A 26284-nucleotide genomic window follows, 5' to 3' on the forward strand; every position below is an offset into this window, starting at 1 on the left:
TGTCAAAATAACCTGCCCAAAACCTGCTCTGCCGAATAGGCGTCGTGTCACTCTTTTCCTCTCGTCCATTCCGTAGGAATGAACAATTCATCGCGAAACAAAAGAGCGCCTCTTTGGCCTATCTCCACTGCGTTCCGGGACGCTTCGCGCCTCTGCAAATCAGAACTTGGGGCGGACGGTTTTTGTCAGCAGGGAGATTGGCTCCCAAGATTTAGCTGACATAATTTGGAGACTGAAACCATGGCACAAGCACTTGGATATGTAACGAAAAACGAAACGGGTAACTTTGCAGGCACCCTTAACCTTGGCGGCGCGTCCCGCATCAACATTGTCAGCAATGACAATAAAGAGAGCGAGGCCCAGCCCGACTTTCGGATTGTTGATACGCTCGGACAAGACATTGGCGGCGGCTGGTTCAAGACCGCCAAGACGAGCGGTAAAGAATATATCTCGCTCACCTTCGCCCATCCGACCCTCGGTCCGCGTAAAGTCTACGCCAATCTCGGACAGGCTTATGGCAAAGAGGCGGATGAATTTGCGATCCTCTGGAACCCGCTAGACGCTTAATCCCGCCTCGCAAGCCCCCGCATCGGCTCACGCCGATGCGGGTTTTTTGTGCCGAAAGTTGCAAATTTGTGTAATTTATTATACACTCATAGGTATTATGGGCGCGTTGAACCTGATGGAAAGCACGTCTCTGCAAAGTTATGCGGGATATGCTTGGGAGTTTTTAAGGCTAAATCCGAAGTATCGGATGAGCTTTGAACGTAGCCGCTCGGCCCAAGGTCCACCTAAAAAACTAATCAATGGCGGTTACCTCTTTCAGTCAAAGTCCACGTCAAAAGCCGCTGAAAAATGGGGCCTGCAATACTTCGCAGACCCGGCCTTAGACTATTTGCACGCACCTGTTTTTTGGACGGAAAAAGCGTTCCCTAAGAGCCTTGCCATAGGTGTAGAACCTATAAATTCTGCGAACATATCAAACAAATCTATCCAGTTTTCAGATATTTCTTGCACACGCCACCACTTGCTGACGGCGAATGGTTTACGCCAAACTGTTTTAAAATCATCTCATTATTGGCTACAATTTTTCGGATATCCCAAGATACCCTCAGATGAAAAAGGGCGCATTATTGTCCATGTTGACGGCGGCATAGGTCTGCGAAAGCGCTTGGATGTTTTGGGCTTTCTCGCAGATTTAAGAGATAAAAAGCCTGTTTACAGTGAATATGAGAATACCACGCAGAGCTATGAAAACCTCCAGTTTTACTGGGAAACGCTTGCCCTTCGGACAAAAGTCATAAGCTACCGGGGAATGGCAGAAATAATGTTTGGCAAAGACCGGGTTATGCAAGAGTGGGATAATAACGGATGTAGTTTGAAATCAAAAATTGTTCGGGCCTGTGCCAGAGGTAACGAGCTTAGTCAGCATGGCTATCTTGATTTGTTGAAAAAATAGCCTTCCATTTCTTGTGGGGTTACGAATCTCTCTGCCAAATAATCGGCACTTCCAAAATACTAAAAGCTGTGTCTCGAATCACTACACCCCGTCATGGTTTGTCCATGAAGGGGAAAAGTGAATGGAGAAAACTATGGGAGAAGCAATTGAATGCCCCTTTTTAACCGCTGAAGAGGCCGCTGTATTTTTAGGCCTTCAGAAGCGAACTTTAGACAATATGAGATGGAAAGGCACGGGGCCGCGTTATCGTAAACATGGCACGCGCGTCTTCTACCATCCTGATGATCTGACGTTTTATTCAAACTCGCGAGACTGTCATTCGGGACCAAAAATACCGGAAAAGTCGGGCCGTGACTTCGGATAAATATACATGTGTCTATCTGCATTATGTGCAGAATAGAATTAACCATCGACTGCGCTTTGGTATCCCGCAGAAGGTGGTCACGATCGATAAACGCCGCAAAATAGCCTGCTTCACTGCCGGGCAAATACTTGGGTATAGCCGTTGGTCAGGTAATAAATATGGCACGCAGGATTGGCGATTTTGCGTGGTGAGAACGGGGCAATCAGGCCCTTTAAATCTCACGGAAGGGATTAAACCTGCCGCCCAGTCATTGCTTTGCGTTACAGGTAAGGCGGCTGTGAAGCGCAGTTTAAACGCTATCGATAGTATTGAAAAACAACTTGCCAGCGGTCTTGAATCGGTTCCCGCGAGTTATTGGCTCGGGGTCTCAAATGCCTTGATGACGAAACAGGCACTGCCAAATTTACCGCGATATTTACGCAAACAGGAGGGCGTTTCATGCTGATTAAAGCCAGTATAGGCATAGTGATGACCCTGGCTGTCGTGGGAACGGCGCTACAAATTACGCTGCCGCCCCGTCCAAAAATTTTATATAATCCGAGCTCAAGTGCTGAGATTGGCTGGTACCAAGTTACTCAAAACGCTTTCCCCGAAAGGCATGATCTTATCGCAGCTTATGCGCCTGAGTGGGCGCGCAAGCTTGCGGATGAGCGGGCTTATCTGCCTTATGACTACCCCCTCATAAAATCGGTTCTGGCCATCGAGGGGGATGAGGTTTGTTATCATATCGACAGGGTGAGTGTCCCAAACGGTGCCGATATCCCGCTACTGGCGCGGGACCGTTTGGGACGCGAAATGCCTAGAAAGTTTGTAGGGTGCTATATCCTTAGCGCGGGGGAATTCTGGATCGCGTCCCCAGATGTGCAGACCGGATTTGATAGCCGCTATTTTGGTCCGATTGACCAAACTATGCTGGTTGGGGGCGTTGAATATCTCGGAAATGGCAGGTTCCCAAAATATAGAAAAACAGGGGATTTTAGGGGTGATTAGGGGGTTTTGGGAAATGCAAGATAAAAGGCTTGGCCCGTTTCGGGCTAAGCCATTGTCTGCACATCTGTTTTTCTGGCCCGCCCCTTTTATGGACTGGGCCAAGGAAATGGCGGGATCGCCGCTGTTATCGCAGGAAACTGCCGGGCCAAATGGAGAATTAGCGCATTTAAGGCTGTTGGAGCCGCAATATGGCCGATGAAAATCCGTTCACAGTAAAACTTGGGCGTATCATGTCGCCTGGAGGAACAGGACGTTTTGTCAGCTTTGCAGGACGCGTCAGGCGCGCTGCGCAAAAGTCAGGACGGCAACGGTCAGGAAAAACGCGCTCAAATGTTGTTGCAAAGCAGAGTTTTTCTCGCCGTGTTATTGTAAAATTTTCGCTAGCGAAGATGCAGGGCAATGGCGGGAAAATATTTAAAGCGCATTTAGATTATGTGGCCCGCGAGAGCGCCGCGCAGGAAAATGAAAAGGGCGGTTTATATACTGCGATTGAGCCGGAAGCGGACACAGATAGCTTTGCTGAGCGCTGCAAAGATGACCGACACTATTTCAAAATAATCATATCGTCTGAAGACGGTAAAGACATAGCCGATCTGACGCGGTTCACGCGCGACCTAATGATTGAAGTCCAGCGCGATATGGAAACGAAACTGGAATGGGTGGCGGCAGATCATTACGATACGGGGCGACCACATAGTCATATCATTCTGCGCGGCGTGCGCGATGACGGAAAAGACCTAATTATCCCGCGCGAATATATCTCTTACGGCATGCGTGATCGGGCTGAGCATTTGGCGACGCTGGAACTTGGGCCCGTGACGCAAATCGATGTCGCCAAAAAGCTTGCGGTAATGACGCGGCAAGAACGGTTCACGACGATTGACAAGGACCTGCTTTATGAAGCGTCAGAGAATGTCGTCAACTTGTCGGAAATTAAACAGGACGGCAGTGATTGGTCACAGCGTTTTAAAATATGGCGCGTCAAACATCTCGCGCGTATGGGCCTTGCTGAAAAAGTGGGGCGCGGAAAATGGAAGCTCGACGAAAAGCTTGAACGCACTTTGCGGCGCATGGGAGATCGCGGCGACATCCTCAAAGCGCGTCATAAAGCCATGACAATAAATGGCGTGGAAAGAGCGTCCCGCAGAGAGCCAATCTATGATCCGCTCGCGGGTGACGCAAAGCCAATGACAGGAAGAGTTCTGAAAGTTGGAATATTTGATGATGTGAATGACCGAAGTTTTATTGTGCTCGATACTTTGGAGGGAGAAGCCATATTTATTGAAACCGGCAAAGAGGCCAATGTCAGAGATATTCAGGAGGACATGATTGTGACCATACGTCCCCAGGCATTTCAGCCGAAATCATCCGATTACACAATTGATGAAATCGCTGCTAAGCGTGGCGGCATTTACAGCCCATCCGCGCATGAAGCCGCCGACCCCAAAGCGAGCGAAGCTTATATACAGGCACACATCAGGCGGCTCGAAGCAATGAGACGTTCTGGTCATGCCGAACGAAACAAAGATGGTACTTGGCAAGTGCCGCCGGATTATTTGAAACGGGCGCGAGTATTTGAACGAAAGAATAGTGCTGGCAAGCCCGTGCAAATTGAACTGAACTCGCGATTAACTCTAAGAAAAGCTACCGAGGTCATAGGCCGAACTTGGCTGGATGAAGAATTAGTATCCGCAAACAGTGCCGCATCACGAGAGGGGTTTGGCAATGATGTCGAGAAGGCGAAAATAAATCGTATGGCATTTCTGAAAGGCCAGCAGCTATTGGGAAAGTCAGGAGACGTCACCAAAGAGACTTTATCCGAGCTGGAGTCCTTGGATTTAAAAGCAGCAGGGGCAGCATTGAGTAAGGAGTTGGATAAGCCCTATGTTGAAGCGCCAACAAAAGGGTCTTTATCGGGGACTTTCAGAAAAACAGTCGAGCGTCCTAGCGGCAAATATGCAGTGATAGAAAAATCAAAGGAATTTACATTGGTGCCGTGGCGAGAGGCATTGGATCGAAATTTAGGTCGGACTCTTAAGGGAACTATTGGGCGGCAGACGATTTCGTGGACGATTTCAAAAGGAAGAGATATCTCCTGAGTGATACCGTTCGGCATCATCTCTTCAAAAAGTACAGCAATCTCGGATCTTATTGGTATGCGTACTGTGGGGGCAGAGCGGACATTAAAATCTACAGGGATAAAAGATTAGCGAGCCAATTCTTGTACCAACAAACTGACCTCTGAGCGCGAGGGTTGATGCCGGAAGCGTAACGCATAAACTTGTCGCGCTATTTCCATATCCTCAATGGGTAGAGATATCAGACCTGATTCTTGAGGGATAGATGTATCGGGTAAGATAACAGCGCCAGACCCATTGCGCGCTAGATCTAATAGCCAATCGACACGATTGGACCGGTAAGCTGCATAGAGCTCGTGACCTCTTTCTGAGCAGGTTGCGTGGAGAGTATCCCGCATTTCGCAATTAGGGCGGTCGAGCATATTTGTTTGGGCCAATATGCCGAGGTTTACGGCCTTCTCTTGACTCAATGCATGGTCTGAACTCACAACAACGCTATACCCTTCCTGATAGAGAGGGTCGATCCGATATAAATCCGGGCTGACATCAATTGCCGTAACCGCAATATCATAATCGCCATGCCTCAATTTTTCCAAAAGGACGTCATGACTGTCAACTATTAGCTCCACCTCGGCTTCAGGTATTTGACGGCGAAATTTTTCAAGAGCTTCGGCTATTTTGTTTTGGCCAATGGTTTCACCAATCCCGATGCTAATTGGAACACGTTCCAATCGGTTGTGCCGAGTTGCTTCGGCTTTAATTTCATGTGTCTCGCGCTGCACCTTTTCCAATCTTGGCCTAACAAGCTTTCCAAGAGGCGTAAGACTACATCCGGCGCGGTCACGCAAAAATAGCGGGCCTCCCAACTCATCCTCAAGCTTCTTAATTGCGGTTGTTAGAGACGGCTGCGAAACGTTCGAGGCCTTGGCTGCGTGCGTGAAGTTACGGTGCTCGCAAACAGCTAGAAAATAACGGATTTGGTTCATTTCCATTGAGCATTCCTATCAAACTAAAGCCTTACGAGGTTCCATCACCAAAGTAGCATAGGCAATAACTATCGTAAAATAGATTATCGGAATTGGAATAGTCGCGATCAAACGACGATTGTCTGGTCATGGAAAGCGAATGCATAGCCGCACAAGTCAACCATAAACATATCAAAACTCTAATTTGGAGAGACTTATGAAAACCACATTAATGACATTACTAGGAGCCCTTACAATGGCCACAACAACTGCCTGCGCACACCAAGCCCAATCTGAAAATCAAACTGCGAGCTATATCGAAATGAATGCCGCTGAGGGTCAAACGGATGCATTTGCTCAATTCCTGACGGGTGCTGCCCCGATGGTCAAAGAGACGGAGCCTGGAACCAAATTATGGTTCGCCCTGCAAGGCCCTAACAATAAACTCGCTATATTCGACATTTTTGCGGATGAAGCAGCACGCGGCGCACATTTCTCTGGCGTTGTCGCTGGCGCGCTGAATGAGAACGCCGATACATTAGTTGACGGCGGATGGGATGCAGGCGTTGTTGCCAACATCAACAATTCTACGGTTCTTTCTGAGAAAGCGCCTGTAGATATCTATACCGCCACTACAGCAACATATATCAAGCTCAAAGCTGCGTCAGGCAAAGGCGATAAACTGGCCGAGTTGTTGACCGCTGCGGGATCAATTGTGACTGAAACAGAGCCCAAAACTTTGTACTGGGCTGCACTACGCATTGATCAGGATAATTTCGCTATCTACGACATCTTTGCTGACGATTCTGGCCGTGCAGATCACTTTGCTGGAAAAGTAGCAGGAATGTTGAAAGAAGCATCTCCGGTTTTAGTAGAGGGCGGGTGGAATGATGGCGTCGTTGCCAATGTCAATAATTTTGACATCCTAGCCATCAAGTAAGGCACAGACAAAAACATACTGCGCTTGCTTTCGCTCGTAGCTTTGCTGCGGGCGATCTTTAGTTTGTACTTTAGTTGCTGTTAGGTCCGCAATGAGGATAAACTTGAGTTTTCTTTTGCGTGACTATCACAAAAGTAGTTGCTAACTTGCGTTAAGTTTTTGAATTTGACGTTGAAGGGTGATATATGAAGTGTGTTTTTTATGGGTCGTTGCTGCTCACCTTTACATTATTTCTTGCGAGTTGCGGAAAGCCTGTCACCGAAGAAGCAAAGGCACCTAAAATACGTCCCGCAAAGCTCCATACAGTTTCTAGTGGCACTTCAAATCGTGTTCTTAATTTTCCGGCTGTTGTCGAAGCCAAGCAATCCTCTGAACTTACCTTTCAGCTTGGCGGACAAATCACATCACTACGAGTGTTAGAAGCTCAGCCTGTCAAAACAGGTCAAATCATTGCGACAGTCGAAGAGCGAGATTATCAAAATACGTTAACGCAAGCTCAGGTCCAGTTTCAAAATGCTGAGAATGAATATCAACGCGCCAATCGTCTTTTTAAACAAGATGCGATTTCCAGGAGTGTGCTTGAATCGCGCCAGGCTTCGCGAGACGTTGCTAAGGCAGCTCTAGACACAGCACAAAAATCAAGGGGTGATACCATATTGCGAGCGCCATTTGATGGTGCGGTTTCTAGGGTTTATGTAGAGCGCTTTCAAAATATTCAGGCGAAAGAACCTATTGCGTTGATACAAAGTAATAGTGTCCAAGCCGTAGTGAGCGTTCCTGCTGACCTCGTAGCTCTGTCAAAACAGTTTACATCAAGAAACTCTTATGTCGTTTTAGATTCTGCGCCTTTGAAGAAAATCCCTGCGGAGTTTACCGAAGCTTCAGGTCTTGCAGACTCCGCGACGCAAACTTTCCAAGCCTCCTTTAGCTTTGAACCACCGGAAGAATTACTTGTCCTACCTGGAATGACAGCGACCATGTTTATGGACTTTGATTTTGAGAATGTCGGCGACGTTTTACCAACCGGCATTTCAGTTCCATTGTCGTCAATATTATCTGAAAACGCTCAACAATATGTTTGGAAAGTTGATCCCAATACGATGGTTGTCTCAAAGCAAAACGTTACGGCGGGTCGCGGTATGGACGGTGACCTCGTAACAGTTACTGAAGGTCTATATAATGGCGATGTGATTGTGGCTTCGGGCGGGTCTTATTTAAGCTCCGGTATGACCGTGAGTGCGTGGGAACGGAAATAAACCGTTATGAACCTCGCTGAGCTTTCCATTAAGAACCCCCTTATCTGCTGCATCGTAATTTTGCTCTGCTTATTTGGCGGATATTCGGCATATGAAACAATGCCAAGGTTTGAAGACCCTGAGTTTACAATACGGGTTGCTAAAGTTTTTACGCAATATCCTGGGGCTAGTCCTGAGGAGGTACTTAATGAGGTCACAGAACCCCTTGAGACAGCAATCCAATCACTGCCTGATGTAAAACTCGTCAATAGTACATCCTCCGCAGGCCTGTCTGATATTAGCGTCGAAATTAAATTTAGTGCGTCGCCGTCCAAAGGTGACTTACAGGTTGTTTGGACGAAATTGCGAAATAAGATTAATGACGCGCAAAGCAGTATTGCACCGGGAGCTGGCCCCTCAGTCGTCGCTGATGACTTTGGGGATGTTTACGGGATCTATTACCTTCTCACGGGAGAAGGTTTTACGATGCCGGAGCTATTGGATTACGCAAAAACTCTTCGCAAAGAGCTTTTGCTTGTGCCTGGCGTAGGTAAAGTTGCGCTTAACGGTGAACAAAATGAAGCCATTTACGTTGAAATATCACGCGAGCAATCAGCCAGTTTGGGTGTCTCAGTCAATAATATATACAATGCGCTTAGTCTTCAAAATGCCGTAACTGATGCAGGTGACCTACGGGTTGGATCTAATAGAATTAATATTCATCCCAGCGGAGAAATCACGACAATAGAGGCCATCGAAAACCTTGTTGTCGGCGGCAGCAATGGAAGTGTGCTGACCTTAAGGGATGTCGCCGATGTCAAACGGGGGTTTATCCAGCCACCATCGAAAATCATTCGCTATGATGGCCAGCAAGCGATTGGCATCGGAATTGCCAATGTGTCTGGATATAATGTTGTAAAGCTTGGAGAGGCGCTTGACGCAAGATTGACCGAGATAGAGACATTGCGTCCGCTAGGTATTGAATTGCACGAGTACTATCATCAGGGCAAAGTCGTCGACATGGCTATACAAGACTTTGTCGTGAATGTTTTCATGTCTCTTGCAATTGTCTTTGTAACGCTCCTGATTTTTATGGGCTTTCGATCCGGCGTCATAATGGGGCTGACGGTTTTCATTACGATGGCCGCAACTCTATTGTTCATGTGGGTTGGCGGCATACCCATGCACCGCATTTCACTCGGGGCCCTAATCATATCACTGGGAATGCTGGTTGATAATGGCGTTGTCGTCACGGACGGCATTCTTGTCGGTATAAAGGAGGGACGTAAAAAGCTTGATGTCGCTAAGGAAGTTGCGCGCAAAAATATGAAGCCGCTCCTTGGCGGTACGCTAGTAGGTATAATTGCTTTCGCCCCGATAGGTTTCGCGCCGGGTGATACAGCAGAGTTTACCAATTCACTTTTTTGGGTTGTGATGATTGCGCTTTCATTATCTTGGCTCTTTGCGTTCACAATTACACCACTATTCTGCTATTGGCTATTTCCTGAACCTAAAGGGACAACAGGTAGTGCCGCAAAAAAGAAAAGCCTTTTCATGCGGCTTTATGAGGGCATCATTCGGGCTGTCTTGAAGAATAAGGCAATCGCGATTGCAGCCGTTCTTATCGCCTTCGGCACATCAATCTGGGGTTTTCAATTTGTCAAAAGCGGGTTTTTCCCAGCCTCAGTCACGCCCCAAGTTGTTGTGAACTTTGAACTCACCCAAGGCACAGACATACGTGTAACGGAAGAAGAGCTCATTCGTCTTGAAAAATATATTCAGGGGCTTGAAGGCGTTGAGAATGTTCAAACAATCATTGGCGGTGGCACGTTGAGATATATGCTAACCTATGACGGTGGCTCGGATAATAGTGCGTCAGGCCAGATATTAGTTAAGACGGCAGACTACCGTTTAAATGATGACCTGATTGAAGATATTCAGTCCCATATCGATCAAGAATTTCCTGATGCCTTAGGGAAGGCTTGGAAATTCATTATGGGCCCAGGCGGTGGATCAAAAATTGAGGCGACATTCAAAGGGCCGGATGTCTCAGTTCTCAAAAGCCTTGCAGCCCAAGCTAAACAAGTGATGCAAGATGATGGTGAAGCCGTATTGATTAAAGATACTTGGGGCGAGCAAGTGCCTTATCTTGAACCGGTTTATTCTAAGACGAAAGGTGAGCGGCTGGGTATTCGTAGAAAAGATTTAGCCGATGCTTTGGCAACTAACTTTTCAGGCCGCCGCCTTGGCGTTTTCAGAGAGGGTGAATATCTTATTCCAATTATATCTCGCGCCCCGGAAGAAGAGCGCTCGGATATATTTGATACATTCGGCATTCAAATTTTAAGCCCAACAACCGGCGAAACAGTTCCGCTTGCGCAAGTTTTAGAAACGGGCGGTATAAAGTGGCGAGACGGGCGATTGTTACGAGAAAACCGTGTATTAACGATTACAGCACAAGGCGACCCTGCGCCAAACGTATTGACGGACGACCTGTTCCAACGCGTTAAACCTAAGATCGAAGCGATCGCTTTGCCTAACGGTTACAGCATGGAATGGGATGGAGAGTTTGGCGGCTCAGCAGAGGCTCAATCCAGCCTTGCGTCAACAATTCCGCTAGGCCTTTTGGCGATGATACTCGTGGTCGTTTTCTTATTTAACTCCATCCGTCAACCGATCATTGTTTGGTCCGTTGTGCCGCTTATGATGATTGGCGTGACATTGGGGTTGGTGCTGACCTCAACGCCTTTAGAGTTTATGGGAATCTTGGGTTTATTGTCTTTATCAGGACTTGTGATTCAAAACTCATTGGTCCTTGTTGACAATACTGATGACCTAATTGCGCAGGGTATGCCAAGGTTCGATGCACTGGTTGAGTCTGCATCATCACGTTTTAGGCCTGTCGTCATGGGAGCCTTCACCACCGTTTTAGGCATAGCGCCGTTATTCTTCGACGCTTTCTTCCGGTCCATGACGGTCGTACTTGCCTTTGGTCTGTCCTTCGCCACGATTATCACACTTCTTGTCACACCGGCTTTATATGCCATGTGGTTTAGAATTCGGAAAGATGAGGTGGCGGCATGAAACATCTTCTAGGTTCAGTTCTGTTATCTGCTTTTCTTCTGTCGGGGTGTGAAACCCTCTCTTCATTGAAACCTGTTGGCAGTTCTCAAACAGATATTTCATCGGGATTACAATCAAAAATCTCCGAAGTTCCCCAAACATGGCAAGCCTCCCAAGCCCGTCTTGGTGACGTGCAGATCGGTTGGATTGACAGGTTGAACGACCCCATCTTGTCTGGCCTTGTTAGGGAAGCGATTTTAAACAACCGAGACCTCCAAGCGGCGGCGGCCAATGTCGAAAGAGCCTATGCATTGGCGCGGCAAGCGGGCGTACCTCTTAAGCCAACCATAGGGGCTTCAGGAGGAGGCGACCGCACGCTTTTTCTAACCGGTCCCATTCCTGATACATCAGCTATGAACTGGGGCGTGTCAGCTAGTTGGGAGCCGGATATTTGGGGCCGGTTAAAAGCGACGCAGAAAAGTGCCTATGCGTCGGCGGAATCAGCAGATGCAGATTACATTTATGCCCAACACTCAATAGCCGCAGCAGTAGCGCAGACCTATTTAGCGGCGATTGAAGCATTATTGCAGATAGACGTATCTAAAAAAAGTTTAGCGACGCTTTCAGAAACCGACCGCATTGTTGACGTTCAATATGCAGAAGGTTTAGCCATGGCCCAAGATGTGGCTTTGTCAGAGTCCGATCTGGCAGGTCGCCGAGCAGATGTTGCCGTTGCAGAAGGACGATATCGCGCGTCATTGAGAGCCTTAGAGTTATTGGTGGGACGTTACCCTGCGGCTGATATTGAGACATCGAAAGCCCTACCTACGGTACCGGCTTTGCCAAACGCAGATACGCCTTTGTCGCTTATCGAAAGGCGTCCTGATATTGTTTCTGATGGATTGGCGGTCGCCGCAAGTTTTTACAATTTAGATCAAACGAAAGCGAACCGACTGCCCACGCTAAGTTTGTCTGCAAGCACAGGCTCCACCTCTGACCAGCTCAAAGACTTGCTGAATCCTGATCAGATATTCATCAATCTCGCCAGCAGTCTAACTTACCTTATTTTTGACAATGGATTTAATAAGGCTTTGGTTGAAGAGGCTACAGCACAACAACGCGCTGCGCTTTCAGCTTATGCGGGGACTATTTTGAAAAGCTTAGAAGAGGTCGAAACCAGCCTTGATCAGTTGACGGTTCTAGAACTTCAAGTCAATGCATTGCGGTTGTCGGCCAGTGAAGCCAATCGTGCGTTACGGATCGCCAATATACGTTATAATGAAGGCGAGGCAGATCTTTTAGATACATTGAATATCGAAGCGCGTGTTGTCTCCGCAGAAAGCGCTCTGGTCAGTGCGGAGCGCGCTGTTTTAAACGAATGGATCACGCTAAACCTTGCCCTTGGCGGAAGCTGGGAGTAATCTTAAATGCTAGTTCAAATTTTATTAGGTCTTGCAGTTATTGTTCTCTCTGTCGTGGTTCAAGTTATTTTCATTGAGCTTACCGCTGGCGTCTTAAAACGAAAATTTGCATCATCCACTCCAACAAAGGTCCACTTTTCCAAATTTGTTCTAACCCTATCAGCTGTTACCTTGTGGCTACTTATTGGACTCCTTGTGGTTGTTACGCTTTGGTCGGTGGTGTTTGTTCTCGTGAGTGTGTTTCCAACGTCTGAAGAAAGTTTCTATTTTTCGCTCGTGGCGTTTACAACACTTGGTTTCGGTGACGTCATAGTCCCTATTGAATGGAGAATTTTAGCCGGGTTCATTGCAACAAACGGATTTTTATTATTTGGTCTCAACACGGCTGTTCTTCTCGAAGTTATGTTAAGGTTGCGATCAGAAAACGGGCGGTAGCTAATGTCTGCTTAGAGGATCTTCGTGACTTCAGCTCGGGGGGCATTGCGGACCTCAGCAAGTCCGAAATCTCAAACATTACCAGCGGCTGTTATGAAGCGATTTTAAGACACTCCGGAATTTCCGGTTTCGAGAATTTTCGGCTGTCTGTTTTAAATCAACACTCCATTGCGGGCATACGCCCACCAGTCTACCGAAGTTGACTATCCTTGCTTCCCCGCCGATTGAAACCGGCTGCGGCGCGGTTACCGTCCCGCTCTGATTGGCAGAGGACACAGGTTTTGACACCGGGAACTGCAAGCCGTCGACGTTCAGGGATTTCGTCCCCGCACTCAACGCAAAAATTTGCACTCACGCCAGTTGGCATTTGGCCGCGCGCATGCTGTACCGCGTCAGACACAGTATCATCAATCTGATCTTGTAGCGCCCCGTCGCGTGTCCATCCACCTGCCATCATTCTACCTCAGTCATAATTTAATCAAATTTGGATATGGGATTTCCAGCTGGAAATTCAAGCTCCGTCGTCTGTTCCCAAACACACCTTTCATGAACTAGATTAAAATTTGCGCCGCCATGAAAAGGACTACTGCTGCGACAAATGCCTTGAATGATGATGGATGTTCACGCGAAAATTCCTCTTCCAGCACAACGAGTACGATGCCGCCGGCAACAAATCCTAATAGAAGCGTTACTAATACCGGGGAGACCACCGTTGTAGCCCCGACTATCCACCCCGCCAGAATAGCAGCGGTCAAGGCCCATCGTCCTATACGCTGATAGGCCCCTTTGTGAATTTCCATCATGCGGTAGTCCACGACAAGAAAGTGAACCGCCATAGTCAAAACAAAAACGACAATGGACATAGGGTTGTCCATTTGAACAATGAGATATCCGATGATGGCCTTGTAGAACGCATACGAACCGAGATGAATCCAGACCCTAAGGCCTAAGGTGTCGGGTTCACTCTGAGACTCAAGCCCGTCAACGGGCTTCTCTACCATACGCTCCATGGCGTAAAAAACGACTAATCCAAAAAGTAATGGTAGAAACGGACTTTCTTTTAAGACGCTTGCGGTACGGCCAAGTGATTCCGGTAAAGCCGCTGTACCTTTAACGATCTTCGGTAAAAGACCTAAAAAGACATAGCTGATGGAAATTCCGTCCGCGAAGGATAGCCAGTATTTTTGCGGCAACTGCCGTCGCCACCGCATCATATCGGCCAGCACATGGACAAGGCTGAGGAACACAACTGAGGCCAATGACAGGCCTAAAAAGGGAATGTCATTCATAATAAATCCGTCCTTCGGGTTCGGTTTCTATTAGCTCAAATGACTTGCGTGAAACCGCAAATGACTTTCGACAAAGCTGGAGATGAAATAATAGCTGTGATCAAAGCCTTCCCACCGGTTCAGCGTTAAAGGGTATTCACTTGCCTTTGCGGCCGCTTCCAAAGCTTCCGGTTTTAACTGCTGTTCTAGAAACTCATCGGCCAGTCCCTGATCCACAAGAGCAGGCGTAAATTTTTCGGCCATACGCATCAGCAGGCTCGCATCATAATCCGCCCATACGGTTTTATCTTTGCCAAGATATGCAGAAAAAGCCTTTTGACCCCAAGGGCAGTTCACCGGATTACTGATTGGGCTGAACGCGGAGACGGAATTGAACCTGCCAGGATTACGCAAGGCAAGAACCAGCGCGCCGTGACCTCCCATCGAGTGCCCAAATATAGACCGCTTATCAGTGACCGGGAACGTCGCTTCAATGAGCGCGGGAAGTTCGTCCATCACATAGTCATACATCCGGTAATGCTTGCTCCAAGGACTTTGAACCGCATTGACATAAAATCCAGCGCCCTTACCCAAGTCGCAGCTTTCATCATCCGCGACATCATCGCCGCGCGGGCTGGTGTCCGGGGCCACGATCGCCACCCCTAGCTCTGCAGCTACGCGCTGCGCGCCAGCTTTCTGCATAAAGTTCTCATCGGTACAGGTTAGACCCGACAGCCAGTATAAGACGGGCACTTTTGCGCCGCTTGCAGTTTGGGGCGGCAGAAAGATTGCAAACCGCATATCGCAGTTAAGCGTCTTTGAGCTGTGGCCATAATGTTTTGTCCAGCCGCCAAAGCTTTTGTAGGCGTGTGTGTTTGCAAGGGAAGTATTTGTGAGTGGCATTTTTCATCATCCGAAAAAGGTGTGGTCGCACTCTGCGTGAGAGCGGCCAACAGGTCTGTTAAAAGTAAGTTTTCCATTATTTATCAAAATGAATGACGGTGCGGATGCTTTTGCCCTCATGCATGAGGTCAAACGCGGCATTTATGTCATCAAGTCCCATCGTGTGGGTGATAAAATCACTTAAATTAAATTCACCTTGAAGGTAGCGTTCGACATAATCGGGAAGTTCCGTGCGGCCCTTTACGCCGCCAAATGCTGACCCGCGCCAGACACGGCCCGTTACTAACTGGAATGGACGGGTTGAAATTTCTTGCCCTGCGCCCGCTACCCCGATAACGACGGATTCGCCCCAGCCTTTGTGGCAACATTCAAGCGCAGAACGCATGACGTTGACATTGCCGATACATTCAAAAGAGTAATCAACGCCGCCGTCTGTGAGTTCAACAATGACATCCTGAATCGGCTTGTCGTAATCCTTCGGATTGATAAAATCAGTTGCGCCAAGCTTGCGAGCTAGATCAAATTTGCTCTCATTAATGTCGATAACGATGATGCGGCTAGCTTTGGCCATAGTTGCGCCGATGACGGCCGACAGACCAATGCCGCCCATGCCAAAGATTGCAACAGTGGAGCCTTCTTCGACTTTAGCCGTGTTCATCACCGCGCCCATGCCGGTGGTAACGCCGCAACCGAGCAGGCAGACTTCTTCAAGCGGGGCTTCCGGGTTGACTTTGGCGAGTGAAATTTCTGGCAATACGGTGTATTCAGAGAATGTAGAGCAGCCCATATAGTGAAAGAGAGGCTTCCCGTCTTTATGAAAGCGGGTCGTGCCGTCAGGCATCAGGCCTTTGCCTTGGGTTTCACGGATCTTTTGACACAAATTGGTCTTGCCTGATTTACAGAATTTACATTCGCCGCATTCAGGCGTGTAGAGCGGGATCACATGATCGCCGACAGCGACGCTTGTCACGCCCTCGCCGATGGACTCGACAATGCCGCCGCCTTCATGGCCCAAAACAACAGGGAAGATACCTTCGGGGTCGTCACCTGACAAAGTGAAGGCGTCAGTATGGCAAACGCCCGTTGCGACTATACGGACACGTACTTCGCCTTTTTGAGGCGGCATCACGTCAATCTCTTCGATAGATAGTGGCTGGTTAGGGCCCCAAGCGATGGCTGCTTTTGATTTGATTGTCTGGGTCATATTGGTCGCCTTTCTTATAGTGGAATAGTCCGCTAATGCGGTGGTTGATAAGAAGGGTTTACACTATTCCGTATTGGATATAATCGCATCATTATGTAATTTACTATTTCCATATGGTAACAATAAGGGTGGAGCCGCAAATGTTTAACTGGGAGGGCGTTTCTGAATTTGTCGCCGTGGCGGAGGCGGAGAGCTTTACGGGCGCAGGAAAACGGCTAGGCATTTCGACGGCGCAAGTCAGCCGCCAGATTAGCGCGCTTGAATCCCGGCTGGCGGTTAAACTTTTTTATCGCACCACACGAAAAGTCACCATCACCGATTCCGGGCAGATTTATTATACGCATTGCAGGCAAGTCCTGGACGGGCTGGACGAGGCAGAGCGGGCTGTTACCAACCTTCATCAAACCCCAAGAGGCCGGTTAAGTCTGACGGCGCCTGTGACATATGGAGAGAGCAGAGTTGTTCCTTTGGTCAATGACTTTGTCGCGCTCTATCCCGATCTCAAAGTCGAAATAACTCTAACCAACCAAATGCTTGACCTCGTCGCTGAAAATTATGATCTGGCAATACGTTTGGGCGAGCTCAGTGACAGCACGATGATGGCGAGACAACTGTCCTCAAGAACTCACTATGTCTGCGCCTCGCCCGGCTATCTCTCGGCTCACGGCGAACCACACACCTTGCCTGAACTGGAACAGCATAATTGCCTACAAGGCACATTAGACTATTGGCGATTTCAGGAGTCGGGCAAACCGCAGCACATACGCGTAAGCGGAAATATCCGCTGCAATAGCGGCTGGTCACTTGTGGATGCAGCGTTGAAAGGCATTGGGATTGTCCAATTACCTGACTACTATGTTCGCTCCGAATTAGAGACAGGAGCGCTGCTACCCTTATTGGAACGTTTCCGCGCGCCAGACGACGGCATTTGGGCGATCTACCCCCATAACCGTCAGCTCTCCTCTAAAGTGCGCCTCCTGATCGACCACCTCCGCCAAGGGTTCAGTTAGCCGTTTATGTTTATGGCCCATTGCAATAACCAAAGTGACCTTTGATGTAAATGTCCTGATTTGGGCGAATACTGCCTTATTGCTAAACATTACCAGCGGCCGTTTTTGGGCGACTTAAGCCACTGAGCTAAGGTCTGCAATGAGGATGTTTGCGACTTTAGTTCTGGGGATAATTTTCCAATTCAAAATTTGACATAAAAAGATCGACTTCACCCAACCCTGCCTAAACCTTCCCGACCCTGCTTATTCCTGAAACTAACACACTGGACGAAGTTTAAAAGTTTCGTGCAGCCTAAGACCGTCAGAAATGAAGGACTTAGGCCATGTCGCCACAGAGCATATTAATAGGACAAATCATCGTTGTATTTACGACGATTATCATGACGACTTGGTATGCAACTCAGTGGGTCGCCTTTCAATTTGATTATGACGCCTATTTGGGCAAAGGCCTTTTCGGATTAGGTCAACACACAGTTTACGCACCTTGGAGCTTGTTTCCTTGGTGGTATCAATTTGACGCTTACGCACCGGAAGTTTTCAACCGAGGCGGCCAAATTGCAGCGGGCGGTGGCTTTGTTGGCACAGTGTTCGCAGTTATCGGATCTGTATGGCGCGGCCGAGCTACTAAGTCGCTCAACACTTTTGGATCATCGCGCTGGGCGACACATAAGCAAATCAAATCCATAGGCTTGAACGATGCGAAGGGTGTTTTTCTTGGCTCAATGAAGGGCGACTATATTCGTCACGATGGCCCCGAACATGTCATGGCCATTGCGCCGACGCGGTCCGGTAAAGGTGTTGGGTTAGTTGTTCCTACCTTGCTGTCATGGACCGATAGCGCCATCATTCACGACATAAAAGGTGAGAACTGGGAGTTAACTTCGGGCTGGAGGTCAACATTCTCTCACGTCCTATTATTCGATCCTACAAATCCACTGAGTGCCAAATACAATCCCTTGCTTGAAGTTCGTAAAGGCACCAACGAAATTCGGGACGTCCAGAATATTGCAGACATCCTTGTTGATCCGGAAGGAATGCTGGAGCGCCGCAATCACTGGGAAAAAACGGCTCACAGCCTACTCGTCGGTGCCATCCTCCACATACTCTACGCAGAGCGCGAAAAGACGCTGGCTCGCGTAGCCTCATTCCTCTCTGACCCAAAGCGCTCGTTTGAAGCGACGCTACGGGACATGATGAAAACTAATCACCTCGGCGAAAGCGGTAAGGCGCATGTCCATCCGGTTGTAGCTCAAGCAGCGCGTGAACTCTTAAATAAATCTGAAAACGAGCGCTCAGGAGTCCTTTCAACTGCGATGAGCTTTCTAGGGCTTTATCGGGATACCACCATCGCCGAGGTGACCTCAAAATGCGATTGGAGAATTGCAGACTTAATGCGAGCCGAAAAACCAGTATCGCTTTATCTAGTCGTACCGCCATCTGATATCTCCCGCACAAAGCCACTGGTCCGGTTGATATTGAATCAAATTGGGCGCCGCCTGACTGAAAAGCTTGTTACTCGGGATGAGGGGCAATCACAGCGTCAGCTTTTGCTTATGCTAGATGAATTTCCTGCCCTCGGACGTTTGGACTTCTTTGAAACCTCTCTGGCATTTATGGCCGGGTATGGTTTGCGGTCATTCTTGATTGCACAATCGTTGAACCAGATCGAAAAGGCATACGGGCCGAATAATTCCATCTTGGATAATTGCCACGTTCGCATCGCTTTTGCGACGAATGACGAGCGCACAGCTAAGCGCCTCTCTGACGCAATAGGCTCCACGACTGAAATGCGGTCCATGCGTAATTATGCGGGACATCGCTTAGCTCCTTGGTTGTCTCACGTCATGGTTTCGCGCCAAGAGACCGCGCGTCAGCTTATTACGCCGGGTGAAATCATGCAGCTACCCCCAGACGATGAGCTGGTATTGCTCTCCGGTTTCCCGCCAATCAGAGCCAAGAAGCTAAAGTATTACCTAGACAAAAATTTCACAGGCCGTGTTCATAACCCGCCGACGCTTTCCCCTCGCGGAGGCGATTACCCAAGTCCATCGCCTTGCGACTGGGGAGCCCAAACACGGCCTGTGGATGACCGTCTCTATTCGTCTCATGGCGCGAGTGGTGACGATATCCCAGCGGAAAACCCTGGAAAGGGTATCGAGCCCAAATTGCCTGAAAAAGAGGTGAAGAAAGAACGAACTCTAGAGGACGAGCTCTTGAACGAACTAGATGATGAACAAGAGCTCGCGATTACAAACAAGCTGGGAGAGTTTGAGCGTCATACCACGCAACTCGCACGGGCACATGACATCTCAAGAACCACAGAACCGGAAATAGGAATGGGAGTCTAAGATGGAAAAATTAACACACCGAGTTAGAGGCCGCATCACCGAGGATAATTGGAGGGCACTTAAGTCTGCGGCAAGCCGTAAGGGGAAATCCCGTGATCGCCTCATCAATGCTGCTCTCTCATGCTATTTCAGTTTTGAACGCGACGACATGAGAGATGCCCGGATTATTTTGCGGCTTGATATTCTAACACGGCATTTACATCGGGTGCATCGCGACACGCATGTTCTTACAGAAATGCAGGCTTTACTAAGCCATTATTTTTTCACTTTCGCGCCGCAATACGGCGACAAAGATCAAGAGGTTCGGGCTGCTCAGGGCGTGAGCTTATTAAACGAATATATTGATGAGCTTGGAGAGCGCATGAAGGGCGGCCCCAAGTCTATCAAAAAAATTCTCGATAAAACGATTACCGTTCCCGAAGAAGAGTTTTTCACGTCGGAAGAACTAGAAAACTTTGCAGCGTTGTCGCCCAAAGACATTGGAGACAACTTTGGTTAAACTATCCACAGATGTCACTAACGCGCGCACGTTAGAAATGCTTCGCACGGCGATGGGGCCGGTGATTGCAGAGGCGCTGGATGATCCGGCTGTCATAGAAATTATGGTCAACCCTGATGGACGGCTCTGGCTGGATAAATTGGGGCAAGGACGCTTTGATACAAACAGCCGATTAGAGCCAGACGAAGCCGAGCGCGTTGTGCGCCTTGTCGCAAGTCACATCCACCAAGACGTGACAGCCTTTTCGCCAATCGTCAGCGCAGAACTGCCCGGCAATGGAGAACGATTTGAAGGCGTCATTCCGCCTGTCGTCACAGCGCCATGCTTTTCTATTCGCAAAGGCGCAGTGTCTATCTTCTCTTTAGGTGATTATGTGGACGCGCAAACGATGACGGCGGTGCAAGCGGAAGCGCTGCGTTACGCCGTATCATCGCGCCAAAATATATTGATTGTTGGCGGGACATCATCAGGCAAAACAACACTCGCAAATGCGCTGCTGGCCGAAGTATCTGGCACAGGCGACCGCGTGCTAATTTTAGAAGATACCCGCGAGCTGCAATGCAAAGCGGAAGACACAGTGGCGCTGCGCACGCATGGCCAAAATGTGAAGCTCTCCGATCTCGTCCGATCAACACTGCGCCTCCGCCCTGACCGTATAATCGTTGGTGAGGTGCGCGGCCCCGAAGCGCTGGATATGCTCAAAGCCTGGAATACGGGTCACCCCGGCGGCATCGCGACCGTACATGCCAATTCAGCAAAAGCGGGTTTGTCCCGTATTGAACAACTCATCCTTGAGGGGGCGCGGACCGTTCCGCGCGCGCTCATCGCCGAAGCAATCGACGTGATTGTCTTCATATCTGGACGAGGTTCCAAAAGACGTATCGAAACAATTGCGCGTCTCGTGGAGGTCAGCGGCCAGAGCTACACGCTCGAACCGCTAACGGCCCCGTCATTCATCCCCAAACTCACATATCACGGAGAAAACCCATGCTTAAACCACTAGCCCATGACCTTAATTCACGGTTCTTACTCGGAGCGATTATAATTGCTTCGGTGATGATATTGCTGCCGCAGACTGCACATGCGGCAGGTTCGGCTATGCCATGGGAAGCCCCGCTCACCAAAATCCTGCAATCTATTGAAGGTCCGGTGGCTAAGATATTTGGCACAGTCGTGATCATTATGACGGGCCTCGGACTTGCCTTTGGCGACACAGGCGGCGGCGTGCGTAAACTCATCCAGATCGTTTTCGGACTGTCTATCGCCTTCACTGCGACCAGCTTCTTCCTCTCATTCTTCAAGTTCTCAGGCGGAGCAGTAATCTAATGGTTGAGGGATACGCCATACCCTTACGCCGCTCGCTGACCGAGCCCATTTTGCTCGGCGGTGCGCCGCGAACGGCGGCCATCCTGAACGGTACACTTGCCGCAGCCTTTGGGCTTGGATTGCAGCTCTGGTTCCTTGGCATTCTCTACTGGGTCGTCTCTCACACGCTTTGCGTCTTTCTCGCCACTCGTGATCCAAAGTTCATGGACGTGCTGGTGCGCCACATCAAACATAAGAGTTATTTGTCATGTTAAATCTGACTGAATATCGAAACCGTCCAAATTGCCTTGCAGACTACTTGCCTTGGACAGCGTTAATCGCGCCCGGAGTTGTCCTTAATAAGGACGGCAGTTTTCAGCGCACAGCGGAGTTTCGTGGGCCTGATTTGGAAAGCTCGACGGAAGAAGAACTGGTTGCGACCTGCGCGCGGATCAATAACTCTCTGCGCCGCTTTGGCTCGGGCTGGGCGCTCTATTTTGAAGCGGCGCGTATTCCTGCGAGAGGCTATCCGCAGTCAACTTTCACAGACCCCGCCGCATGGATTGTGGAGCAAGAACGGCGCGGCGAATTTGAACAAGAGACAGATGAACGGGAACTATTTGAGAGCGTTTATTATATGACGTTTCAGTTTATGCCGCCCGCTGACCGCTCATCCAAAGTGGAGGGCCTACTGATTGAAACGCCCAAAGATGAAGTTGGCTTATCTTCGCATGACCATCTGCACAGTTTTATCAATGAGACGGAGCGCTGCCTTGATTTGCTGGCAACACAATTCCCCTTGGCCGCGTGGCTCGATGATGACGCCACGCTCACCTATTTGCACTCGACGGTTTCACCCAAACGCCACGCCGTAAAGACGCCTGACATTCCGGCCTATATTGACGCAGTTATCGGCGGCGCTGATTTAGTGGGGGGACTCGTGCCGCGCCTTGGCGAACATTCTATCCATATTTTATCTATTCGGGGGTTTCCGAGTGAGACAATGCCAGGATTGCTAGACGAGCTCAATACGCTTGGTTTTTCATATCGCTGGATGACCCGCTATTTGCCTCTCGGAAAAGCCGAGGCGACCAAGACAATCACCAAGCTGCGCCGCCAGTGGTTTGCGAAACGCAAATCCGTTGTCGCGCTTCTCAAAGAAGCCCTGATGAACGAGCAGTCTGTATTAGTTGATAGTGATGCGGATAACAAAGCGGCTGATGCCGACGCGGCATTGCAAGACCTTGGCGGTGATTATGTTGGCTACGGTTATTTGACGACTTCGATTTGTGTTCTGCACCCTGACGCAGCCATAGCCGAGGCCCGTCTTCACGCCATAGAGCGCATTATCAATGGACGCGGTTTTGTCACTATCCACGAGACGGTGAACGCGGTTGATGCGTGGCTTGGGTCACACCCCGGCAATGCTTACGCCAATATTAGAACGCCCTTGGTCTCAACGCTGAACCTCGCGCATCTTATGCCGCTCTCTGCGGTCTGGGCAGGGCCGGAAGGTAATACACATTTTAGCGGCGGTAGTGTCGTAGCTCCGCCATTACTTTACGCAACAACTGAAGGCCACACGCCGTTTCGGCTTGTAACGCACCAAGGTGATGTCGGGCATACGCTTGTCGTAGGGCCAACGGGCGCAGGTAAGTCCGTCTTGCTCAATCTGCTATCCTTACAGTTCAAACGCTATCCAAACGCGCAAGTTTTCACCTTCGACAAGGGCGCATCGTCCCGGGCAACCATTGATGCTCTGGGCGGAGATTTTTACGCACTAGGCGCAAAGGACACGGGGCTGTCGTTTCAGCCGCTACGTAATATTTTTGATGAAAACGAAATCGCTTGGGCCTTGGAATGGGTCACAGGGCTGCTCGCAGGCGAAGGCATTGAGATTACGCCCGATACCAAAGAAGCCGTCTGGTCAGCTTTGGAAAGCCTTGCTAGCGCTCCATCCAATCAACGCACGCTCACCGGATTATCAGCCTTGCTGCAAGACGGAGAGCTGCGCCAAGCCCTCAAGCCTTTCACATTAGACGGAGCTTACGGCCATATTTTGGACGGCGATAGCGATCAGATTTCAAACAACAAAACACAGGCTTTTGAGATGGAAGAGCTCATGCACAGCAAGGGTCTCGTTGCGCCGGTTCTGACCTATCTCTTTCACCGCCTCGAAGCCCGCTTTGATGGTTCGCCGACATTCCTGATTTTGGACGAAGCCTGGGTGTTCTTAGACGATCCCATGTTTGCAGGGCGCATCCGTGAATGGCTGAAAGTCCTGCGTAAGAAAAACGTGTCCGTCATTTTTGCCACACAATCCCTCGCAGACATAGCCGATAGTCCCATTGCGTCGGCTATTATTGAAAGCTGCCTCTCGCGCATCTTCTTACCCAATAACCGAGCCATGGAGCCTCAGCAGAAAGTCGCTTATGAGCGCTTCGGGCTAAACAATCGCCAGATCGGGATAATCGCCTCGGCTACGCCTAAGCGCGATTATTATTTTCAGAGTCACGGCGGGAACCGCCTGTTCGACTTACAGCTTGGCCCCGTTGCGCTCGCCTTTTGCGGAGCGGGATCAGAGCAAGACCATTGTGACTTGGATCATGTGCTGGATTCCAACGGCCCAGATAATTTTGCCGCTAATTGGCTGCGCTTTAAAGGCCTGGAGTGGGCCGCTGTTTTGATGAGCGCTGAATTTAACCTAAATGATGAGGAGTATGTCCCATGGCTCGACGTCGCGGAATAATCACACTGGCTATCGTTTTGGCAATGGGGCTTTCTCATGTGCCTGTCAGTCACGCACAATTTGGCGGGGTGGTCTATGATCCAGCCAATTTTAAGCAAAACTTTTTAACGGCGGTTCGCAGCTATACGGCGCTTCTGCGTCAAGCACAGCAACTCCGAAATGAAGCGCAAATGCTCATCAATGACGCTAAGCAATTGAGCCGCTTGGACTTCAGCGCCCAATCGCGTTTGCTCGCCATATTAGACGAGATTACATGGCTCAATCAGCAGGCTGAAAACGTGGCCTATGAAGTGAACCGCACGCGCCAGATTGTGCGCGAGACTTACCCTGAAACTTATGAAGATTTTACCGAGGACGAAATGGTCGTGCGCGCCGAAGAGCAGTGGCAGATGTCGCGCCGCGCTTACAATGATACGATGATCATGCAGTCCAAAATGGTCGAAAGCATTACAAGCGATAAGGTACTGCTTGGTCAATTAATGACGAAAAGCCAGTCATCCGTTGGCGAATTGCAAGCCACACAATCGACGAACCAGCTCCTCGCTTTGCTCATCAAGCAAATCATGCAGATGCAGCAAATGCAGGTGTCTCAAGGCCGCGCCGATGCTGTGGAGCAAGCCCGCCGCCTCGCCATTGAAAAAGAGAGTAAGCAAAAACGTCAGCACTTTGTCGGCTCTAGATCTGCCTATGCAGGGAGTGGCAAGTAATGGACGACCTTGGAATCATAGACCAATTTGTCAAAACCTTCTCAGACTATATCGAGAGCGGCTTTGGACTAATCGATGCAGATGTGCATTTTCTGACCGCGTTTATTATCGGCATCGATATAACGCTGGCAGGGCTTTATTGGGCTATGGGGTCTGATAGCTCTGTCATCGGTAAATTTCTGAAAAAGGTGCTCTATGTCGGAGTCTTTGCGCTGATCATCAATAATTTTTCAAGCCTTGCGACCATCATCTTTGATAGTTTCGGGCAGCTTGGGCTTAATGCGACAAACTCCACCATGACGGCGAAAGACCTTCTGCGTCCGGGGTTCATTGCCAATACAGGATATGAAGCTGCGCATCCACTCCTGAACGAGGTTGGCGAGCTGTTAGGGCCTGTGAAATTCTTCACAAATTTTGTGACTATATGCGTTTTAATGATCGCTTGGGTCATAACACTCTTTGCGTTCTTCTTCCTCGCGATCCAGCTCTTTGTGACCATCATCGAATTTAAACTGACTACGCTTGCGGGCTTTATCCTCATTCCATTTGCGCTTTGGAATAAGACCTCGTTTCTCGCTGAGAAGGTACTTGGTAACGTCGTATCATCCGGCATCAAGCTTATGGTTCTCGCAATCATCGTCGGTATTAGTTCAACCATATTCAGCGAGATTACGTCTGCCTTTACTCCCGGCGAAGTCGAACTGAAAGACGCAGCCTCTGTCATTCTTGGTTCGCTCGCAATTCTTGCACTCGGGCTATTTGGGCCGGGCATCGCTACGGGGCTTGTCTCGGGCGCACCGCAGCTCGGCGCAGGTGCAGCTGTCGGCACAATGGCGGCTGTTGGCGCAGGCGCATTGGCAGGCGGGGCCATGGCGAGTGCTGGCGCTAAAGGTGCCGCAGGGGCAGCTTCTGGTGCGGTTAAGGCGGGGTCTTCGCTTGCGGGTGGGTCAAAGATGGCATTTTCACTCGGTAACATGGCTTATGGCGGCGGCGTGAAGGGCGCAGCGGGCGGAATTGGCGCGGTTGCAGAAGCAGGTGTTCGTAGCGTTGCAGGAAAAGGGAAAGACCTTTTGAAAGGTGCAGGCGCTAGTGTCTCCGCTGCATACGACAGGGGCGCGCGTGGAGGTTTCGCGGCGCTCTCTAAAGGTATGAAGCCCCTGAAAGACAAAGCCCCAGGCAAAGAAAAAACAAGTCCTGATTGGGCAAAGAAAGTTCAACGCCGTCAGCAAACGCGTTCCTTAGGGCGGTCCGCGCAACAAGCGCTTAGCGCGGGCGGTGGCGGTTCGGCAAATGGCCCTCGATTAAATCCAGATGGATAATTCAGGCGGATAGGAGAAAGAA

Annotated in this window: 25 protein-coding genes; 20 read left to right on the forward strand and 5 right to left on the reverse strand. The window is 49.5% G+C overall.

Translation table 11 applies throughout. The annotated features are described in order from the left end of the window. Positions 1 to 240: 240 nt before the first annotated feature. The 6 genes from AB6B37_RS02315 (at position 241) to AB6B37_RS02340 (ending at position 4912) form a co-directional block, all read left to right on the forward strand. A complete protein-coding gene (locus AB6B37_RS02315) occupies positions 241 to 567 on the forward strand; it encodes a DUF736 domain-containing protein (RefSeq protein ID WP_371397286.1) in 327 nt (108 codons plus the stop codon). A gap of 97 nt (positions 568 to 664) precedes the next feature. Continuing rightward, entirely contained in the window at positions 665 to 1459 is a 795-nt protein-coding gene (locus tag AB6B37_RS02320; RefSeq protein WP_371397287.1) for a DNA -binding domain-containing protein, read from the forward strand. 133 nt (positions 1460 to 1592) lie between these two features. Further along, positions 1593 to 1823: a helix-turn-helix transcriptional regulator gene (locus AB6B37_RS02325; RefSeq protein ID WP_371397288.1), complete on the forward strand. Its 231-nt coding sequence runs from the start codon at positions 1593 to 1595 to the stop codon at positions 1821 to 1823. Next, entirely contained in the window at positions 1810 to 2268 is a 459-nt protein-coding gene (locus tag AB6B37_RS02330) for a DUF2840 domain-containing protein (protein WP_371397289.1), read from the forward strand. The genes AB6B37_RS02325 and AB6B37_RS02330 overlap by 14 nt, the downstream gene beginning before the upstream one ends. After that, the gene (locus tag AB6B37_RS02335) at positions 2262 to 2813 is read left to right on the forward strand and encodes a S26 family signal peptidase (RefSeq protein ID WP_371397290.1); all 552 of its coding nucleotides are present in this window, start codon (positions 2262 to 2264) and stop codon (positions 2811 to 2813) included. The genes AB6B37_RS02330 and AB6B37_RS02335 overlap by 7 nt, the downstream gene beginning before the upstream one ends. A 188-nt stretch (positions 2814 to 3001) precedes the next feature. After that, a complete protein-coding gene (locus AB6B37_RS02340) occupies positions 3002 to 4912 on the forward strand; it encodes a DUF3363 domain-containing protein (protein WP_371397291.1) in 1911 nt (636 codons plus the stop codon). A gap of 107 nt (positions 4913 to 5019) precedes the next feature. Here the strand turns inward: AB6B37_RS02340 and AB6B37_RS02345 are convergent, their stop codons facing one another. Next, a complete protein-coding gene (locus tag AB6B37_RS02345) occupies positions 5020 to 5883 on the reverse strand; it encodes a LysR family transcriptional regulator (RefSeq protein ID WP_371397292.1) in 864 nt (287 codons plus the stop codon). A 190-nt stretch (positions 5884 to 6073) separates the two neighbouring features. On the opposite strand from AB6B37_RS02345, the gene AB6B37_RS02350 reads away from it, so the two are divergent. The 5 genes from AB6B37_RS02350 (at position 6074) to AB6B37_RS02370 (ending at position 12950) form a co-directional block, all read left to right on the forward strand. Then, positions 6074 to 6796 carry a putative quinol monooxygenase gene (locus AB6B37_RS02350; protein WP_371397293.1) on the forward strand — a complete coding sequence of 241 codons (723 nt, stop codon included), beginning with the start codon at positions 6074 to 6076 and terminating at the stop codon, positions 6794 to 6796. Between the two features lie 185 nt (positions 6797 to 6981). Further along, positions 6982 to 8052, forward strand: coding sequence for an efflux RND transporter periplasmic adaptor subunit (locus AB6B37_RS02355; RefSeq protein WP_371397294.1), 1071 nt, complete (start codon positions 6982 to 6984; stop codon positions 8050 to 8052). Positions 8053 to 8058: 6 nt separating this feature from the next. Next, the gene (locus tag AB6B37_RS02360; protein ID WP_371397295.1) at positions 8059 to 11115 is read left to right on the forward strand and encodes an efflux RND transporter permease subunit; all 3057 of its coding nucleotides are present in this window, start codon (positions 8059 to 8061) and stop codon (positions 11113 to 11115) included. Next, complete coding sequence (locus AB6B37_RS02365; protein ID WP_371397296.1) at positions 11112 to 12515, forward strand: efflux transporter outer membrane subunit; 1404 nt, start codon at positions 11112 to 11114, stop codon at positions 12513 to 12515. The genes AB6B37_RS02360 and AB6B37_RS02365 overlap by 4 nt, the downstream gene beginning before the upstream one ends. Before the next feature lie 6 nt (positions 12516 to 12521). Further along, positions 12522 to 12950 carry an ion channel gene (locus AB6B37_RS02370; RefSeq protein WP_371397297.1) on the forward strand — a complete coding sequence of 143 codons (429 nt, stop codon included), beginning with the start codon at positions 12522 to 12524 and terminating at the stop codon, positions 12948 to 12950. A 190-nt stretch (positions 12951 to 13140) separates the two neighbouring features. Here AB6B37_RS02370 and AB6B37_RS02375 read toward each other — a convergent pair whose 3' ends face one another. From AB6B37_RS02375 to AB6B37_RS02390, 4 genes are all read right to left on the reverse strand, one after another. Beyond that, on the reverse strand, positions 13141 to 13404 hold the full coding sequence (locus tag AB6B37_RS02375; RefSeq protein ID WP_371398398.1) for a DksA/TraR family C4-type zinc finger protein: 264 nt from the start codon (positions 13402 to 13404) through the stop codon (positions 13141 to 13143). 97 nt (positions 13405 to 13501) lie between these two features. After that, complete coding sequence (locus AB6B37_RS02380; RefSeq protein ID WP_371397298.1) at positions 13502 to 14239, reverse strand: hypothetical protein; 738 nt, start codon at positions 14237 to 14239, stop codon at positions 13502 to 13504. Positions 14240 to 14269: 30 nt separating this feature from the next. Next, complete coding sequence (gene fghA / locus AB6B37_RS02385; RefSeq protein WP_371397299.1) at positions 14270 to 15121, reverse strand: S-formylglutathione hydrolase; 852 nt, start codon at positions 15119 to 15121, stop codon at positions 14270 to 14272. 76 nt (positions 15122 to 15197) lie between these two features. Continuing rightward, positions 15198 to 16325, reverse strand: a complete 1128-nt coding sequence (locus AB6B37_RS02390; protein ID WP_371397300.1) for an S-(hydroxymethyl)glutathione dehydrogenase/class III alcohol dehydrogenase — start codon at positions 16323 to 16325, stop codon at positions 15198 to 15200. A gap of 140 nt (positions 16326 to 16465) precedes the next feature. On the opposite strand from AB6B37_RS02390, the gene AB6B37_RS02395 reads away from it, so the two are divergent. From AB6B37_RS02395 to trbL, 9 genes are all read left to right on the forward strand, one after another. Then, positions 16466 to 17335: a LysR substrate-binding domain-containing protein gene (locus AB6B37_RS02395; RefSeq protein ID WP_371397301.1), complete on the forward strand. Its 870-nt coding sequence runs from the start codon at positions 16466 to 16468 to the stop codon at positions 17333 to 17335. 323 nt (positions 17336 to 17658) lie between these two features. Next, complete coding sequence (locus AB6B37_RS02400) at positions 17659 to 19683, forward strand: conjugal transfer protein TraG (RefSeq protein ID WP_371397302.1); 2025 nt, start codon at positions 17659 to 17661, stop codon at positions 19681 to 19683. A gap of 1 nt (position 19684) precedes the next feature. Continuing rightward, positions 19685 to 20182, forward strand: a complete 498-nt coding sequence (locus AB6B37_RS02405) for a hypothetical protein (protein ID WP_371397303.1) — start codon at positions 19685 to 19687, stop codon at positions 20180 to 20182. A gap of 37 nt (positions 20183 to 20219) precedes the next feature. Next, on the forward strand, positions 20220 to 21185 hold the full coding sequence (gene trbB, locus AB6B37_RS02410) for a P-type conjugative transfer ATPase TrbB (RefSeq protein ID WP_371398399.1): 966 nt from the start codon (positions 20220 to 20222) through the stop codon (positions 21183 to 21185). Next, positions 21170 to 21508, forward strand: a complete 339-nt coding sequence (locus tag AB6B37_RS02415; RefSeq protein WP_371397304.1) for a TrbC/VirB2 family protein — start codon at positions 21170 to 21172, stop codon at positions 21506 to 21508. Before trbB ends, AB6B37_RS02415 begins: the two co-directional genes overlap by 16 nt. Continuing rightward, positions 21508 to 21762: a VirB3 family type IV secretion system protein gene (locus tag AB6B37_RS02420; RefSeq protein WP_371397305.1), complete on the forward strand. Its 255-nt coding sequence runs from the start codon at positions 21508 to 21510 to the stop codon at positions 21760 to 21762. Before AB6B37_RS02415 ends, AB6B37_RS02420 begins: the two co-directional genes overlap by 1 nt. Further along, on the forward strand, positions 21756 to 24236 hold the full coding sequence (gene trbE / locus AB6B37_RS02425; protein WP_371397306.1) for a conjugal transfer protein TrbE: 2481 nt from the start codon (positions 21756 to 21758) through the stop codon (positions 24234 to 24236). Before AB6B37_RS02420 ends, trbE begins: the two co-directional genes overlap by 7 nt. Then, the gene (gene trbJ / locus AB6B37_RS02430) at positions 24215 to 24943 is read left to right on the forward strand and encodes a P-type conjugative transfer protein TrbJ (protein WP_371397307.1); all 729 of its coding nucleotides are present in this window, start codon (positions 24215 to 24217) and stop codon (positions 24941 to 24943) included. The genes trbE and trbJ overlap by 22 nt, the downstream gene beginning before the upstream one ends. Continuing rightward, on the forward strand, positions 24943 to 26262 hold the full coding sequence (trbL, locus tag AB6B37_RS02435) for a P-type conjugative transfer protein TrbL (protein ID WP_371397308.1): 1320 nt from the start codon (positions 24943 to 24945) through the stop codon (positions 26260 to 26262). The genes trbJ and trbL overlap by 1 nt, the downstream gene beginning before the upstream one ends. Positions 26263 to 26284: the final 22 nt, after the last annotated feature.

Origin of the sequence: Fretibacter rubidus (genome assembly GCF_041429785.1) — a bacterium.
GTDB lineage: Bacteria > Pseudomonadota > Alphaproteobacteria > Caulobacterales > Maricaulaceae > Fretibacter > Fretibacter rubidus.

Bases quoted from the DNA above. Each gene is read 5' to 3' on its own strand.
- AB6B37_RS02390 (WP_371397300.1), bottom strand. From the start codon at position 16,325: ATGACCCAGACAATCAAATCAAAAGCAGCCATCGCTTGGGGCCCTAAC.
- AB6B37_RS02350 (WP_371397293.1), top strand. From the start codon at position 6,074: ATGAAAACCACATTAATGACATTACTAGGAGCCCTTACAATGGCCACA.
- AB6B37_RS02415 (WP_371397304.1), top strand. From the start codon at position 21,170: ATGCTTAAACCACTAGCCCATGACCTTAATTCACGGTTCTTACTCGGA.
- AB6B37_RS02375 (WP_371398398.1), bottom strand. From the start codon at position 13,404: ATGGCAGGTGGATGGACACGCGACGGGGCGCTACAAGATCAGATTGAT.
- AB6B37_RS02320 (WP_371397287.1), top strand. From the start codon at position 665: ATGGGCGCGTTGAACCTGATGGAAAGCACGTCTCTGCAAAGTTATGCG.
- AB6B37_RS02400 (WP_371397302.1), top strand. From the start codon at position 17,659: ATGTCGCCACAGAGCATATTAATAGGACAAATCATCGTTGTATTTACG.
- AB6B37_RS02365 (WP_371397296.1), top strand. From the start codon at position 11,112: ATGAAACATCTTCTAGGTTCAGTTCTGTTATCTGCTTTTCTTCTGTCG.
- trbJ (WP_371397307.1), top strand. From the start codon at position 24,215: ATGGCTCGACGTCGCGGAATAATCACACTGGCTATCGTTTTGGCAATG.
- AB6B37_RS02345 (WP_371397292.1), bottom strand. From the start codon at position 5,883: ATGGAAATGAACCAAATCCGTTATTTTCTAGCTGTTTGCGAGCACCGT.
- AB6B37_RS02360 (WP_371397295.1), top strand. From the start codon at position 8,059: ATGAACCTCGCTGAGCTTTCCATTAAGAACCCCCTTATCTGCTGCATC.
- trbE (WP_371397306.1), top strand. From the start codon at position 21,756: ATGTTAAATCTGACTGAATATCGAAACCGTCCAAATTGCCTTGCAGAC.
- AB6B37_RS02395 (WP_371397301.1), top strand. From the start codon at position 16,466: ATGTTTAACTGGGAGGGCGTTTCTGAATTTGTCGCCGTGGCGGAGGCG.
- AB6B37_RS02355 (WP_371397294.1), top strand. From the start codon at position 6,982: ATGAAGTGTGTTTTTTATGGGTCGTTGCTGCTCACCTTTACATTATTT.
- AB6B37_RS02380 (WP_371397298.1), bottom strand. From the start codon at position 14,239: ATGAATGACATTCCCTTTTTAGGCCTGTCATTGGCCTCAGTTGTGTTC.
- AB6B37_RS02420 (WP_371397305.1), top strand. From the start codon at position 21,508: ATGGTTGAGGGATACGCCATACCCTTACGCCGCTCGCTGACCGAGCCC.
- AB6B37_RS02370 (WP_371397297.1), top strand. From the start codon at position 12,522: ATGCTAGTTCAAATTTTATTAGGTCTTGCAGTTATTGTTCTCTCTGTC.
- AB6B37_RS02335 (WP_371397290.1), top strand. From the start codon at position 2,262: ATGCTGATTAAAGCCAGTATAGGCATAGTGATGACCCTGGCTGTCGTG.
- AB6B37_RS02325 (WP_371397288.1), top strand. From the start codon at position 1,593: ATGGGAGAAGCAATTGAATGCCCCTTTTTAACCGCTGAAGAGGCCGCT.
- AB6B37_RS02405 (WP_371397303.1), top strand. From the start codon at position 19,685: ATGGAAAAATTAACACACCGAGTTAGAGGCCGCATCACCGAGGATAAT.
- fghA (WP_371397299.1), bottom strand. From the start codon at position 15,121: ATGCCACTCACAAATACTTCCCTTGCAAACACACACGCCTACAAAAGC.
- trbB (WP_371398399.1), top strand. From the start codon at position 20,220: ATGCTTCGCACGGCGATGGGGCCGGTGATTGCAGAGGCGCTGGATGAT.
- trbL (WP_371397308.1), top strand. From the start codon at position 24,943: ATGGACGACCTTGGAATCATAGACCAATTTGTCAAAACCTTCTCAGAC.
- AB6B37_RS02340 (WP_371397291.1), top strand. From the start codon at position 3,002: ATGGCCGATGAAAATCCGTTCACAGTAAAACTTGGGCGTATCATGTCG.
- AB6B37_RS02315 (WP_371397286.1), top strand. From the start codon at position 241: ATGGCACAAGCACTTGGATATGTAACGAAAAACGAAACGGGTAACTTT.